The following is a 16,395-nucleotide window of genomic DNA, read 5'->3' on the forward strand; positions in this document are numbered from 1 at the left end:
CAATTTGCAATGCTCCCTGCGGGAGAGCTAACGCTAACGCAATTAAAAAATCTAGATTTAGCAATGGTTCCGTAGATTCCATCTGTAGCCTAATTTTAGAGAATTGGTATAACGTAATTGAAAATACTGGTTTTATCAGGGTTCTAGCAGATGGATACCTTTGGTGATTCTCGTGAACATCACATTCCAGAAAAAACCCCAACTCTTAAAAGTCAGGGTTATCTAGGGAAAAGATAAATCCGAGATTCTATACTCTATCTTTGGGTATTTCTATGGATAAAGGGGGAATACCGTTAGTTTTTGCTGGGGGTTGGGGGGGAACAGGATAGTGAACTTCATTGGGTTTCGCAGTTTGATTCCACAGAATCATCGACAGTAAACCATCAACCAAACCATTATTTCCGTTATTAGCACCAACTAAAACATCAGGAATTAAACGAACATTGCGATCGCCAATTATTTGCATCATCTGCATTGCTGTGTATCCTTGGCTACCCAATGCTTCCACCCCTGCGCGGTAGGTTTCAGCTTTCGCGTTACCCGTTGCTCGGATACCTTCTGCTTCCCCGATGGCTTTTAATTTAATGGCTTCTGCTTCACCAGTTGCTTGCTTGATTTGAGCATTCGCTTTCAACTCTGCAATTTTCACACTTTGCTCAGATTTCACCATTTCTTCCTGAATCTCTGCCAAAGCAGTTTCCCGTACCAACTGTTGCCGTTGGGTTTGTGCCATTTGCTGCACTTCGTAGGTTTTCTGCTTTTCCTCAGCAAGTTTACGGTCTATCTGTGTTTGCATTAATTCACCAGGTGGCTGAATATCACCGATGAGGGTATCAATCGCTTGCACATCATAGCTACGCAAAGCAGCTTTAATATACTCTGCTGCCTCTGATTGTCGTTCACTTCTAGCACTGAGGAAATCTAGAACGGTGTAATCCTGGGCGGAATTGCGGAAGTAGTTACCGATAGTTGGTTCTAATACATGGTCTACTAAATTCTGCATCGAACCGACACGGGAAATTACCTTAGGTGCATCCAAAGCACCAACATGGATAATTTGGGCAATTTCTAAATCGAAGGCAAAACCATCGCGCGATCGCACAGTTAAAGAACCCAATTTGGCATCATAGTTATGACGCTCGGTTCTTCCCGACCAATTTAAAACAATATTAGTCGTCGGGACTTTTTCTATCTTCATAATCCTGGTATTTACTGGGTGCTTCCCAGGATACAAAGGTTCTACCCACACACCTTTATGTCCAGTGTTAACTAAATTCCCATGGGTAAAAGCAGCACCACTGACATCTTCATGAGCTTTACCCACAAAGGAAATTACCACACCTACATAACCAATGGGGATTTCCGTCATTGGAACCTGTTCAACTTCCACAAACCAAGGGTTTAAGTTCCAGGAACCAGATAACAAAATTTGCTCCTGTAAACCCCTACGTCCACCTCCATCTAAGAACTTTTGCGGGTTTTGGTAGTTGTCATGTCCAGGAATTATGGGACCAGCAATTTCGCCCCCTGGAATCGGTAAACCATCTAAGGTGGTAACAATTCCGACTTTATCTCCGGCAACTTGGTACACCTTCAACTGTTCCGGAGCCATCCCATGCTGCACTGCATTCGATGCCATGATCACTTTAAACAGTGCAGTATTAATGCGGTATGTACCAGCTGTCAAGAAACCCATCTGCCGACCTTTTTCTCCACCATTGGTGAGAAACTTCCGAGCATCTTGGAAATTATCGCAGAGAACCACCTTACCTAAAATTCGCTCTGGGGGGTTGGGTGAACCATCTGCGGCAACTATCAAGGCAATTTCCCCCTGGGGAACCACCACCACAGATTCTTTTTTGACCGCATATTGCCAAGGGAAATAACCCCAATGCCAACCAGGAGCCAGGGTATCGGCTTGTAAACCAGCTTCTCCATTCAGGGCAATTAAGCGACCTGCGGGTAATCCCTTGCCAGCGATAGTAAACTTTTTGACAACAATACCCACTTCCCGCTCACCGATGACCACCAAGCCACCGAAAAAGAGCGGCAGAATGATAATTAAGCCACCTAAAACCACAATAGGAACCACACCCCCCGTCGGAATCTGGGCAATAGTTGCGGTTTTTGTGGGTTGGGTAATTTCTATAGGGGCTGTTGCAATGGTATTTGTTGTCTCTTTTTGAACAGGACTAGCGTTAGCTGTTTGGATACTACCTGCTAATGCTAAAGCTGCAAGAAAAGAAGTCGTAAAATTAAGTATTTTATTTGACTGACGCTGCTTAAAGGAACCTTGAGCGTTATTCATATCTTTGCCCCTCTGGGCAACTAAATATCTAGTGTATTACTTCATTTAGGGTTCCCATAATTTCTTAAACCCTGTGTAATCTTCATATTTCATAACTCTTTTCCATTGATGGATACTTCCAGGGGAATATGAATTACAGGCGTTTCAGCGAAACGCCTCTACCAAGATATTTGTGGTATTCTGGTTTCCGATTGGGATTACTGACCACCACCAAGAACATATTCAATCAACTGACTCAAGCGCTGGCGCAGGGTTTCCAAACCTAGGCGATGACTAGCAGAAATAAATATTGCAAGGGGAAATTCTTCCCGTGCTTGTTCTAGGGTTTCGCTGTTAACTTCGTCAATCTTGTTGAAGACGACTAGAGCCGGACCTGGAGTAATCGGCATTTGGGCAAGAATATCACGCACGGAACGAATATGACTTAACCAAGCCGGATGGGATAAATCGACCAGATGCAACAGAGCATCGGATTCCGTCACTTCTTCCAGGGTGGCGCGAAAAGCATCCATGAGAGAAGCTGGCAATTCGTGAATAAATCCTACAGTGTCTGTAATCAGGATTTCTTGGCTACCTGGGATGTTGCCGTGGGGAATTACCAGACGGCGGGTGGTGGGGTCGAGGGTGGCAAATAATTGGTCGGCGGTGTAAACTTCGGCGTTAGTCAGAGCATTTAACAGGGTAGATTTCCCTGCGTTGGTGTAACCGACTAAAGCCACTGAGGGGACTTCTCGATGTTGTCGCCGTTGTCGCAAGCGGGCGCGGTGTGCCTGAAGTTGATTAACTTCCTGTTGCAGACGGGAAATGCGTCGTTGAATAGCTCGGCGTTCGGTTTCTAGCTTGGTTTCCCCTGGTCCCCTGGTACCGATACCACCACCAAGTCGAGACATTGCCTGACCTCTACCTGTGAGTCGGGGCAGCATATATTCTAGTTGTGCTAGTTCTACTTGCAATTTCCCGGCGCGGGATTGGGCACGTTGGGCGAAGATATCGAGAATCACCTCTGTGCGGTCAATTACCCGAATTCCGATGTGTGCTTCCAGGTTGCGGATTTGGGAGGGGGAAAGATCGCGGTCAAAAACGATGAGATTTGCTCCCAGGGTTTGGGCTGTCAGGGCAATTTCTTGGACTTTTCCCTCACCGACAACGGTTTGGGGATGAATGCGCGATCGCTTCTGCCAGATAGTTTGTAAAACTCCTCCGCCGGCGGTGTCAACTAGCCGTGCTAATTCTGCCAGGGTGTCTTGAAATTGTAGGGTTTTGCCTTCGTCAGTCATTACACCAACGATGACCACGCGATCGCTACTAGTATCGACTTCTTGGGCAACAAATTCCCGACTAAAATCAGCTTCTAGGGCTTCGACTAAATCGATGAAATCTTGCTGACTCAGGTCGTCTAAACTCATGGGGGCTGAGACTTGCCAACTCGCTACAGATGGGAGGTTTGTTTCTGTATTATTCCCTGTGAGACTAGCGATTAAAGCTTGAGATTCTTGGGTTGTGAGGTGTGCCAGATATGCTTCCTTGACATAACCTGTAGCTCCCCCGCCCCGACGTTGGAAACCAGAACCTGTAATATTTAGCACTACCAATGCATCCAGCCTCTGGATTGCCATTGCAGTTAAAGCACCGTCATTCGGTGGTTCTGGCTTGAGTTGGGTGGCGATACAACGGATACCACTGAGACGCTCTGCACCATAACGCGGTAATTCCACAGGGGGAATTTGGGTCTGACGAGGAGTGCCTACCCCGACTCGAATCACTTGTCCCCGACGGTTGAGGTAGGCACATACAGGTAGGTTAATTTCTGTGCTGATGGCTGCCAGTCGCTGGGAAAACTCAGGCGTGGTGACGCGATCGCCTGGTATACGCTGGTGATACAGCCGTTGCAGTTGCTTCATTTGGCTTGTTTTTAAGCCGTGAAGATTCCCAAAAATAGTTTCTATAGGCATCTTTGACCAGTTACCTGGTTCCCCCAAATGCATTGATTTATGTTTATTTTACACGACTCCTCACAAAGCGTGCCCAACTTAACTAGAGGATAAAAAGTTTCTAAACCACCTCATCGCTTCACTTGTGGGTTGCAAGGGGAAGTGAGAAAAGGGAAAGGGTATTTTTTCTCATAAATGCTAGCTATTAAGTAGAACGGCTTAAATAATTCACGCTATGTCATTGCGAATGAAACGAAGTGGAATGAAGCAATCGCAACGGTTTTGACGATTTTACAATCTGTTACATAGTTAGGTTTATTCTCACCGACTTACTTACCCATTCCCTAATTAGCTATTACCAATTACCTACAACCAATTACCAATTAAAACAAAAGGTGCCCAGAAGTTGGGATTTTTGAATTTATCGGTTTTCAACAAAGCTAGTTGAGCTTGATGTAATGCTTCTGCACGATTGATATTTTTAGCTTTGGCTTGTTTGAGGTTAACGTAAAAATCCTTCATCAAAATGGCTGTACTCTCGTCTGCTACTTCCCAAAGGGTTGCCAGGGTACTACGCGCACCTGCTCGGATTGCCATACCTGCCATTCCTAGAGTAGCTCTTCTATCACCTTCCGCAGTTTGGCAAGCGCTGAGAATGAAGAGTTCGATAGGTTTGCTGAGGTTGAGAACTTTACCTCGAAGTATGTTGTCTATTTGTCTAACTTTGATGCGATCATCCCAGGCGAGGATAAATGTGTCTTCCGCATTAGAGCTAAACTTACCGTGGGTTGCCAGGTGAACGATGGGGAAATTGGTGTCGCTGATTTTGCCTTGAATTTGTTTGATGGTGAATTCATTATTTAGGATAGGTTCTCCGGAAAGTCCTAGGGCTTGAATTTCTTTGAGTTCTTTTTCGACGTTGGGTAAAGGCTCAAATTGTGAACTTTCTGGAGAATCTGGTCTAATTTGACTCAATCCACCGGCAAATGCTCTGAGTTCAACTTGGTTGATGGGTTTAGGATCTACTAGTTGTAAACCGGGGGTGATGGCGATCGCGTATTTTTTCTCTACTAAGTATTCTTTGCCATCGTGGAGTACACTCATGGGAATGTTACGTAAGTCACCATCCAGTACAAAGGATAGGGTATTAATATCTGGTTTAGCAGCCAAGTCTTGTTCTAAGGGACGGAGAAGCCAGTTGTATAAATTCTGGTATATAGGTAAAGCATCTGCATCTGCTATCTGATAATCCTGAAGATTCCCACGAGCTTCTTCAATCGTTTTTTCCAATTCTTCCCGCTTTACCATAGTTGTATAGAGTCGGGGATTTTCTCCAGCCAGGGAGAGAATTACTTCTACTCTATCGGGCAGGATAATTGGATAGATAACAGCCGCTTTTTTGTCGATATTATCAATGGTTTGGGCTTTGGTTTCGACGCAAGCTTCCTGGAAGAAGTTGTTGATTTCGGCGATTTGTAGGGATTCTACGACTGTTCGTGCTTGGTTGAGTAATTGAGCTTGTTTGGTACTTTGCTGTTTGTCGTTAGCTTTATTAGAGGCTGAAGGTTGCAGGGTTTCAGCGTATTTGAGGTTTAATTCTACCAGCTGCCGATATACGGGTTCTACAGACTCACGGAAGGAGAATTGTAGTTCGGGGTTGATGGTGACTAAATCGCCCCGTAGGGATTGGAGAGCGTTGTAGGATTTGGTATAAGCAGCGATCGCCTCTTCGATTCTGTTATCTGCGTATTGGATTCTACCGAGTTGCCAAAAGTACTGGTAGGAAATGTTGGGAGCTTCAAAGGTGGAGGCGATCGCCACTGCTTGTTTGGTGTATTCTTCGGCTAGGGCAAGATGATTTTTATCTTTGTTCAACTCATACAGATGCTCGTAGAGTTTACCACGACTTCCCCAAGCATAGGCTTGGGCGTTTTTATCCTTGAGGGTTTTAGCTTGGTTAATAGCTTTGACTAAAACTTGATCTATGTCGTTGCCATTGGGAAACTGGGAATTGTCCTTGAGACGGGAATCACCCTGGGAAATTTTGATTAAGCTATCGGCAAAATTAATTTGTTGGTAAACTCCGGTGCGACTGGGGGGAATATTGCTGAATTCAGAGTTGAGCGATCGCCACAATTCCGCAATCTGTTGACTGTATTCTCCCTCTGATGTCTTTTCACCTGTTTTTTCAGAGTAAAATTTTGTCAATTTTACCAACCAACTCAGTTTATTTACCTGTGCTTGTTGGCGAGTCGAGGGTAAAGTTGCCAACTTGATAGCTTGCTCATAATACTTTAAAGCATTATTTTCGTAGGTGGTGCGCTTCTCCCGAACAGTCTCAGCTTCTGCTAAAGCTTGGGCTGAATTACCTAAGCTAATATACGTGATAGCTTGTTCTTGAGGATTATTCAGTTTGTTTGTCAGGAATAAACTAGTTTCTAAAAATTCTTGTGCTTTTTTCGATTGCCCCACAAATCGCATCAATTCACCCAAACCTCTTAAGGCAACAGATAGAGTTTGATTAGGCGGTTGTTGCTTATATCTCTCCATTAATCCGGTAAATTTATCATTAGGAATTTGACTTAATTCCCGACAATCACTCACAGGCATTTTCCCTAAAACATCTAATAAGGTTTTACAAGCGCGGGGATAAAAGCCCAAATCCTGTAATGCTTGTGCTTGATTAATCCGACTCTGGGCAGATTTTTCTGGTTGATTAATTTTGCTATATATTTCAGCCGCTTTCTGCCAAGTTTCCCCAGCTTCTACTAACTGTCCCTTTTCCCGGAGCAAATTTCCTTGAATATCCAAAGTTTGTGCCAGGGCTTGGGATTTCTCCCGACTATCTGTGAGGGCATTTAATAAATCCAAGCTGGTTTTTATGGATGTATCAGACTTTTGCCAATTGCCCAATCTTTGAGCAGCAAAAGCCAAATTACTCATGGCGATCGCTTGGTTTAATTTATCTCCCTTGCTAGCAAAAAAATCACTAGCTTTTTCCCATTTATCAGCAGCTGCGGCAATTTCTCCTCTACGGAAAAGTTCCGCCCCTTCATTCACTAATTGTGTCCCATCTTGACTCTGGGAAATCATCGCTGGGGCATTGGGAATTTTCGCCAATACTACTGGAGTAAATAGGGAAACTGTGAATAGTAAACACAGCACAAAAATAGAGGATTTATAAGATATTCGAGACAGCTTTTTCTGCCACTGGCGATATTTTTTGAAAGGATAATTCGGCATTTTATTTTTCTCCTGTTGTATATATTTTTCTACTCTTTATTAATCTAATTACCCCCCTTAGTCCCCCCTTGTAAAGGTGGGAAACTGTTCCCTCCCCTTTGTAGTGAGAGGGTTAGGGTGGGGTAACATTACCTAGGAGAACACATCGCTAAGGCTTTCTGCTCCCGCTCTGGTAAACTTTGTGTGGGGTCATAGGCAGTTAGTACCACTTCACCCTTCTCATTCATCACCCAACCCCGCGCCGGGACAATATCCTTACTGCTCACATCTTTTTTAGGCAAAGTATTATTACTATCTGCGTTTGTTGTATTAGCTACAGTCTCTGCCAAGCCAACTCGCACATTATCACTAGTCAACATTTCCGTGGGATTCTCCGCAAGCCCACCCTTGCCAACTATGATAAATTGACTACCCCTACCCTTAGCGCAGAAGCTTTGAGCAAGTTGGGTAGAAGCGTCAGTTACCTGCTCTGGTAGCTCGGTGATACCCTTGGTAGGGTCAGTTTGGGGTGTAGAAATAGTTACATTCCCGTTGAGGTTGGGATTTGTCAGAGAGCGAGCAGAAATATCATTACTATTATTATTTTTCAAGTCGATAATATTAGCTTCGTTACGTACAGCAAAACCAAAGTTGCCATCAGTAGTAATTTTTATCACCCCACCATTACCGCCAAAGGAATCAGCAATGATGTCATTATCCCCGTTAGGTGTGGCAATGATAAAGCCGTTATAACCAGGTGTTTGGTTGATGAAGATATTTCCACCATTACCATTAGCCTTAGCTGAAATTAAACTACCATTTTTTATAAATAGGTAGTCTTTCAAGTCAATATTAATATTTCCACCATCAGCAAATTCACTTTCTGCACTAATCACCCCCTGAGACATGGTTAAGGAATTAGCTGTAATTTTGAGACTGCCACCTTTACCAGATTGGGTAGTAACATCAGCTACTTTGAAGGTTTGAACACCCAGAGGTTTATTTTGGTCATTTATAGAGTTCACAAATATGCCACTGTTGGCAGAAACTGTATCAAATATGGAATTAGCTAGTTCTTCACCGAATATTTTCTTGATTTGCTCAAATCTATCCGTGTAGGTAGAGTCAATTCCAAATATCTTAATCGTATCTGCTTCAATAGTTATATTCCCTGCTCCACCACCATTAAAAGCTGTAGCTAGAATTTGTCCACCATTTAAAAGTTGTAAATCATCAACCTTAACAAAAATATTACCGCCAGAGAATTTGCTTCTGCTTCTTGCGTTAAGTACCGCCCCATCTGAGATGATAAGTTTGGACGCATTAACAGAAATTAATCCCCCTAAACCTTCTGCACCTTCTTCTGTAGTTGTGAATAAACCACTACTTGAGAAACCCCCTATGTTACCAGATAGGAATACAGTGTCTTTGACTGTCACGAATATAGAACCAGCATTTCCTTTACCATAAGTCTGGGAAAGAATTTGTGAACCATCATAGAGAAAGAGATTATTCCCTTTGACTAAAATATTTCCGGCTAACCCATTACCAAATACTGATGTTGATGTATTCACCGTACTCGCTCCAGAAAATACCACATTTCCACCCTTCGCATCTATGAAAACCGAACCAGCATTACCACGACGGTTAGTAAAAGTCTGAATTTCACTTCTTTGCGATAAATTAACTTTTTCAGATGCATTAATGGCAACAAATCCTGCATTGATTTCATCATCAATATTAGTCATTACGTTTTCATTTGTAGTTGTAATCGTAGAATTTTCTAGATTGACAACTTTGGGAGTTGTTCTAAAGCCAATAAAGATAATTCCTTCTTTCCCCTTACTTTCTATACCCAATGGTCTATTTAGTTTCTTATCTTTAGAATTGCTATTTCTGATTGATACTTCATTTTTAGCGTCTATAGCAATATAGCCAGCTTGTGATGAGTTGGGATTACTAGTACTGATACTAGATTTTTCTATACTTACAGTCTTCGGTATTAGGGAATCTTCATTAAGCTTTACGCCAATACTTATAAAGCCTCCTTTTCCTATAGAGTTTATCAAAGTATCTTGAATATTTATTTTCTCCCCTGCGTTGAGAGAAATAAATCCAGATTTACCATCTCCAACACCGAGAAATGTAGTAGAAATTAAAGCATTGTTTAAACTAATTTTATTTTTGGCATTAAGTTCTATATTTCCTGAATTACCAAGCGATTCATTCAATAAGAATCCAAAATTTACAGCTTGAATTTGTGCATTATTTTCTAAATAGATTGAATTAGCATCAATTTTAATATTAGAACCATTACCATATGAATTTTTAGCAACCGAACTTAATATTCCACTATCTATCCCAGAAATAAAAACATCGTTACTAGCTGTGATATTCACTTTGCCAGCAAGTCCTATTGCAATAGGTGTTAAAAGAGGTGCGACCGCTGAACCAATTTGAGCGTTATTAATAATTTTCAAATCTCTTGTATTAATGATTATATCTCCTGATATACCGTAATCATATACAATATTGGCAATACGGGTTGAAGCTTGTGTCCCAGAAGTACCATTCAATGTTATGCTATCAGTAGCATGAATATTGATATTACCTCCCTTTCTTAATTGGTTGGAATTAGAGTTCTGAATTCCTGCTCTAATAGTACTTGATTCTGATAAATTTAAGTTGCGAGAGTTGATTGATATATCACCTCCACCGTTACTTAAAACAGAGACTAATGAAGCATCTTTAAGAGATACGTCACCTCGTTGAATGGCTGTAGGGAAAGTCAAACTACCATCATTTTTGATAGTTACAGTTCCTGGTTTGGTTAAACCACCAAGCTCAATCCTTCCCCCTGGAGCAGATAATGTACCTCCATCTAAATTGACATCACCGCCAATAAGTGCCAAGGTTTTACCTGGCATTACTTCTAAACCTCTTACAACAACACCATTAACAACTCTAACCTTAGAGGAATTAGTAATATTTCCAGGATTATCTCGGAACTTTAAACCAACGGGAATATTAACTGTCAGCAGGGGAGGTACATTCTTCGCGCTAGCGCTAAACTCAAATTTATTATCAAATACAACACTATCCGCAGTACTTCCATAGAAAGAACCACCCAATAATAAACGCGAATTTGGACCGAAAATTATGCCAGTGGGGTTAATTAAATATAGGTTCGCATTGCCTACGTTATTAAACGCAGGATTGACAACACCTAAGAATCCATTAATATTTGAGATATTTCCACCTGTCACCCTAGCAAAAATATTATTAATTCCATTAGGATTGATAAAGAAAACACCTCTACCATTGCTCACATTAAGTTTTTCAAAGCTATGAAATAGATTACTCCCACGAGTGAGCCCATTTTCAATTCTGTCGAGATTGCCATTAGTATTTACTGTGGAGCTATTATTTCCCAGACTATTATCTGGCTTCACGTCGGGGGATACTTGAGCTTGGGCAGAATTGCAGAATACAAGAGTACTTAAAGCTGCTAAGGATAAACTTTGGAAAAGGAAAGAAGATACTAATTTCATAATCTGAAAATTCCTTTTTGTAAAATTTACTGGGTGATGTTAATTGGGAAATTGTTGAATAGAAATAAGTCTTCTGTTACCCCCCTTAGTCCCCCCTCGTAAAGGGGGGAAATTGTTCCCTCCCCTTATAAAGGGGAGGGTTAGGGTGGGTTAAAACAGGACTGGTAGGGTGGAGTGAGGGTGATTGCCGTAACTGGAGAATTGTCTGCGCGATCGCTTCCACTACCCCATCCAGTTTTTGATATACCTGCTCATTGGTAAACCTCATAACACGAATTCCTTTTGCCTCAAGAAATAGTTGCCGTTCTTGGTCGTATTCCATCGCTCTAGGCTGAATATGACTTTCACCATCAATTTCAATAGCTAGTTTCAGTTCCGGTAGATAGAAATCGACTACAAATGCACCAATGCTGTACTGCCTGCGAAATTTACAATTCTCAACTTGCCTGCCCCTGAGTTTTGCCCAAATTTTGGTTTCGGCTGGAGTTAAGTTGTTGCGGAGAGTGCGCCGCTTTTCCATCTCAGAGGTTTTGTTGTATAGCTTGGTCATTAGACTTGAGTTTCTTTGTATGGAATTGCTAATTTTGCGTTGACCAATCTTTACCCCCCTTAGTCCCCCCTTATAAAGGGGGGAAACTGTTCCCTCCCCTTTGCAAGGGGAGGGTTAGGGTGGGGTAAAACAGAACAGGGAATAACTCGACAACTTGTGTGTACACGGTAGTTTTTGAAAATAAAGAATGCAGGATGAAAACAAGGCTGTTTTTACCCCCCTTAGTCCCCCCTTGGTAAGGGGGGAAACTGTTCCCTCCCCTTTGCAAGGGGAGGGTTAGGGTGAGGTAATACCCTAGAACAAGCGATAATTTACCGAGAAATACAAACCCTGTTCCTGTAAAGTTCTGTCCCCAGATTTGACATCAGTTAGGGGAATCCCGTAGTCGAGACGGGCGTTAAACCTGTCGTCGATTTGGAATTGCAAACCCGCACCGACACTGGCAAAAGCATTGCGATCTGGGTTTTGTTTACCGGAACCGTTCCAACCCACACCAAAATCAAAAAATGGAACAAATTGTAATAAACCTTTAATTTCCTTCATCCTGAGAATCGGAAATCTGACTTCTGTGGATGCATAAAAACCGTTATCTGTCAATAGCTGGTCTTGGCGATAACCTCGGACACTTTGTAAACCACCGACCCCAAATTGCTCTAGGGGGACTAACGCTCTGGAAGCGAGCTGGAGGTCAGAACGGACAAGAAACAGGGTGTCAGGAGCCAGGAGACGCACGTATTGACTCTGTCCACGCCAGGAGAGGAAACGACCATCGGGAGCGTCTTTGTTGACGGTGCTGTTGAACCAACCTAAACCGATGCTGAATTGCGATCGCAGTGCGAATACCTGTTTTTCGTCCCGTTTAGTGTATTCTTGTACGAATCTTAGGGCGTTTATCCGTGTTATCCCGTTATCATCCGCACCCTCAGATAGGGGAAATCCGACTTCAAAAATCCGCGTCTTACTCTCCTGATGAGAGAAGTTAAATCCCACGGCAAACTCTTCGGTGGAGGACTGTTTCAAGGGTTGGCGGAAACCGACATCAATGTAATTAGAATCACCATTGACATCAATTCTCCCGGCAAAAGGTGGCTCTACAACACTGGTATTGCTAAAACCAACACCCAGGGTAATTTCCCCATTGCGGGGATTCACGGGCAAAGCATAGCTGAAATCGTAGGCATTACTACCATCGGTGTTCGTAAATTTCAAGAAACTGCGATCGCCAAACCCTGTAGTATTACTCTCACTGATACTAATACCCCGACGGAAAGTACCAACACTGGGAGCGCGTCCGTTATCAGCAAAGACATCTACACGGAAAGTATTTGCCTCGTTAATTTTCAAATCCAAAAAGCTCAATTCTGGACGGGAACCACTGGATAATTCCGCCGAAATGCTCTCTATGAGGGGGTTTACCTGAATTAATTTCAATGCTTCCAGTAGGCGATCGCGGTTTAAGGGTTTACCGACACCTAAACCCACCCGACTGCGAATATAGCTTTTCTTCAAGCGTCGCGTACCGGAAACGCGAATTCCTTCCACCCCACCTTCAATGATGCGGATTTTGACTACGGAACCCTCTGGTTTAAGTGGTGCTTGCTCAGTAGCAATTACTGCTCCAGAATTTAAGTAGCCCCGGTCAGTATAAAGTTTTGTAATAATTCCTTCCACCTGCAAAAGTTCCGCAAAGCTTAAAGGACGGTTGAGAAAACTTTTTATCTCTTCTTGCAACTGCTGATTACTAAAAGCTGTATTGCCTTCAAATTGAAATTCCGTTACAGTAATTTTTCCAGGAATTTCGATTCTTGGTGTGGAATCTGGGGGTATGTTCGGTGTTTCCTCCAGGGGAGGTTCCTTAGGAACTTCCGGTGTAGGAACAGGTTGTTGCGGTGGAACAGGCGTTACAGGGTTCGGTGTATTATTCGGAACCTGGGGTAACTGTGAGAGCAAGTTACTATTAGCTGCATTCTGACTTAGTGACTCAGATGCTAGCAGTAACTTCGTACCTTGGTCGTCATCAGGACTTTCTAAACTAGAGTATTCTCTATCTGTTTGATAAATGGAAATGTTGCCATCTAAATTTTCCCAACGCTCATCAAAACTGTCACTAGCAAAAACTTTACTAGCAGAGAGAACAATGAAAACATCTAAAATTAGTGCAATAGCTAGCTTGGTTTGCCCCCACCTGAGCTGCTGACTCAACATCATTTTTACTCCCCACTATTAAATCAATCTGTCTATAGATAGAAATTACAGAAAACACGCCACGGTACTAAAATTACATTTGGTTAAGGACTTTCTGACAGATATTGTTTTTGATAAGCTCTAGAACCATAATAAAGCTCAAGGGAGTTATCTAAAATACAAAGAAGTGTCCCCAGTGTTTCTGATTGACTAAGGCTGAATATTTATTATTCATCTATTGCAGATATTACATAAAAAAGCAAGTAGTTGCGTTTTTATTAAGAAACCATAAATATTTAACAGATATTCACAAAATTATGCAATCCCTGGGCGTAAAAATATGAGAAAATAAGGAAAAATTATAGTTAGAATGTAGTTAGTATTGCCAGTAATCACTATGGCAGTTACAAGCTAGCTTGTGGCTTATCCTGTTGATTTTATCCCTGGGGAGGTAGAACTACTAGAAAGCACTAATTTTATTTGTCTAAACTATAATCTGCCCAGATTTGTCTGCCTATTGAGTCGCCAAATGTTGCAACTACTCAGGACTAGGTAAAATGAAGATGACAGAAAGTAGAGAAAACTTGTTAGGTGGACGCTACAGGATTAATCAAATATTAGCAACAAGGAATTTTTTCACAACATATCTTGTTCAAGATACATTTGAAAATGATTCTTTATGTATTGTCAAGAAATTAGCGCCGAATATATCTCAAAGACAGGTGGTAAAACGTCTCCTGCAAAGGGAAGCAGATATTTTACAGATATTACAGCAACAAGACCAAATACCCGGTTATCTCAATTATTTTGATTCGGGGGATGAATGTTGTTTGGTTGAAGAATACATTCGTGGTAAATCCTTAGATAAACTATTGGACAGAAAATGGTCTAAGCCAGAAGTGGTGATATTTTTAAGGCAACTTTTAGCAGTTTTAGATTTTATTCATAAACAAAGAATTATTCATCGTGATATTAATCCCTCGAATATTATTAAAAGAGATAAAGATGAGAAATATGTTTTAATTGATTTTGGTGCTGTTAAACAACTCGATAGTGATTATTCCTTTTCTCAACATTTACCCCCGCAAACAGTGATTGGGACACCGGGATATGCTCCCCCAGAACAAATGTCTGGTCGCGGAACTTTTCATAGTGACATCTATGGCTTAGGGATGACAGCTATTCACTTACTGACTGGCATTGATCCCAGAGATATTAAACGCGATGAGCGCGGTGAACTAGTTGATATGAATCATCGCAGTATTTGGACTAAGGAATTAAAAATTGAAAAGGATGATTGGTTAGCCAGAATTCTCACGAGGATGGTTTACAGTAGACCAGAACAACGTTATCCAACGGTAGAAGATGTTATTAAAAATTTGAATAAAACCCAGATAAGCGCACCTGATACCTTGCCACCTCGATATACTCAATTAAATATTCATGTGTCTTCATTTATCCAAAGGTTTGCTTCGTCAAAATATATATTTCTGGCTTTGGCAACAGTCACTTCTGTCTTGCTAGCTGTCGAGTTTATTTTTCATCCATTTTTGCGCCCTTGGTACTACTTCCAACAAGGGATATCTTATTTAGATAAACGGGATCCAGAAGCAGCCCTATCACAATTTGACGAATTAATTAAACTGCAACGTAACTCTGTACAGGGTTGGAAAGGTAGGGGGGATGCGTTATTTATCCAAGGGGGACGCGATCGCAGTGCCTTAGCAGCTTATGATACTGCCCTAAAAAATCAACCCAATAACCAGAAAATTCTGATTAACCGGGGTAAGATACTCTACAGACTAGGAGAGCATCGAGAAGCTTTAAGTACCTACGAGAAGGTGTTAACCCTCAATCCCAATGAGTCTGAAGCTTGGAGTGGTAAAGGTTTGGCACACCTAGGTTTACGCCAATTTCAAGATGCAAGCAATTCCTTTGAAAAGCTCAAGCAACTCAAACCAGATCAACCTAGAATTTGGCAAGAAATTGGTTATGCTGTGGAAGCATCCCAAGGAAGAGACTTTGCCAAACCTTACTTTCAAGAAGCTCTCTCCGGCTACAAAGATAATTTATCCTCCAATAAGAAAAATCCTACGATTTGGAATGATAAAGGTAGCGTATTGCTTAAACTAGAGCGTTATGATGAAGCACTTAAGTGCTATGAGGAAGCGCTGAAGATAGATAAGAACTCCTATGAAGCACTAGTTGGTAAAGGAAATGTTCTCAATTTACAGAAGAAGTATCTAGAAGCACTGTCAGCCTATGATCAAGCTGCTAAGGTTCGTCCTGATGACTATCAAATTTGGTTAAATCGAGGTATATTGCTTACCCAAGCCTTGGGACGCAACGATGAAGCTTTAAATTCTTTAGATACAGCAATTAAGTTACGTCCCAACAACTTTGATGCTTGGCTATATAAGGGCTTAGTATTATTTAGCACGAATAAATTTCAGGAAGCGCTTGTGGCTTTAGATAAAGCGAAGGAGATAAATCCCCAGAATCCCGATGTTTGGGGTATGCGCAGCGAAGTTTTAAAAGCACTGAATAGAAATGAGGAAGCACGTATTTCCTTAGAGGAATCCAAAAAGTTAACAGGTACACCAACACCCCAACCCAAAGCTCAATAGTCTACCTAAAACATGGGGAAGT

7 protein-coding genes are annotated in these 16,395 nt (G+C 41.9%); 1 reads left to right on the forward strand and 6 read right to left on the reverse strand.

The features are described from left to right. Positions 1-247: 247 nt before the first annotated feature. The 6 genes from IJ00_RS19670 to IJ00_RS19695 form a co-directional block, all read right to left on the reverse strand. The gene (locus IJ00_RS19670; protein ID WP_035155822.1) at positions 248-2,308 is read right to left on the reverse strand and encodes an SPFH domain-containing protein; all 2,061 of its coding nucleotides are present in this window, start codon (positions 2,306-2,308) and stop codon (positions 248-250) included. A 197-nt stretch (positions 2,309-2,505) separates the two neighbouring features. Next, entirely contained in the window at positions 2,506-4,260 is a 1,755-nt protein-coding gene (gene hflX / locus IJ00_RS19675) for a GTPase HflX (protein ID WP_082127461.1), read from the reverse strand. Between the two features lie 345 nt (positions 4,261-4,605). Then, positions 4,606-7,482, reverse strand: coding sequence for a CHAT domain-containing protein (locus IJ00_RS19680; protein ID WP_046814870.1), 2,877 nt, complete (start codon positions 7,480-7,482; stop codon positions 4,606-4,608). Between the two features lie 128 nt (positions 7,483-7,610). Then, positions 7,611-11,012, reverse strand: a complete 3,402-nt coding sequence (locus tag IJ00_RS27205; RefSeq protein WP_035155824.1) for a filamentous hemagglutinin N-terminal domain-containing protein — start codon at positions 11,010-11,012, stop codon at positions 7,611-7,613. Between the two features lie 85 nt (positions 11,013-11,097). Next, positions 11,098-11,532 (reverse strand): endonuclease domain-containing protein, encoded by a 435-nt coding sequence (locus IJ00_RS19690; protein ID WP_238178368.1) that lies wholly within the window; start codon positions 11,530-11,532, stop codon positions 11,098-11,100. 324 nt (positions 11,533-11,856) lie between these two features. Further along, positions 11,857-13,770, reverse strand: a complete 1,914-nt coding sequence (locus IJ00_RS19695) for a ShlB/FhaC/HecB family hemolysin secretion/activation protein (RefSeq protein ID WP_035155825.1) — start codon at positions 13,768-13,770, stop codon at positions 11,857-11,859. Positions 13,771-14,309: 539 nt separating this feature from the next. On the opposite strand from IJ00_RS19695, the gene IJ00_RS19700 reads away from it, so the two are divergent. Further along, entirely contained in the window at positions 14,310-16,373 is a 2,064-nt protein-coding gene (locus tag IJ00_RS19700) for a serine/threonine-protein kinase (protein WP_035155826.1), read from the forward strand. Positions 16,374-16,395: the final 22 nt, after the last annotated feature.

The organism is Calothrix sp. 336/3, assembly GCF_000734895.2.
Classification (GTDB): Bacteria; Cyanobacteriota; Cyanobacteriia; order Cyanobacteriales; family Nostocaceae; genus 336-3.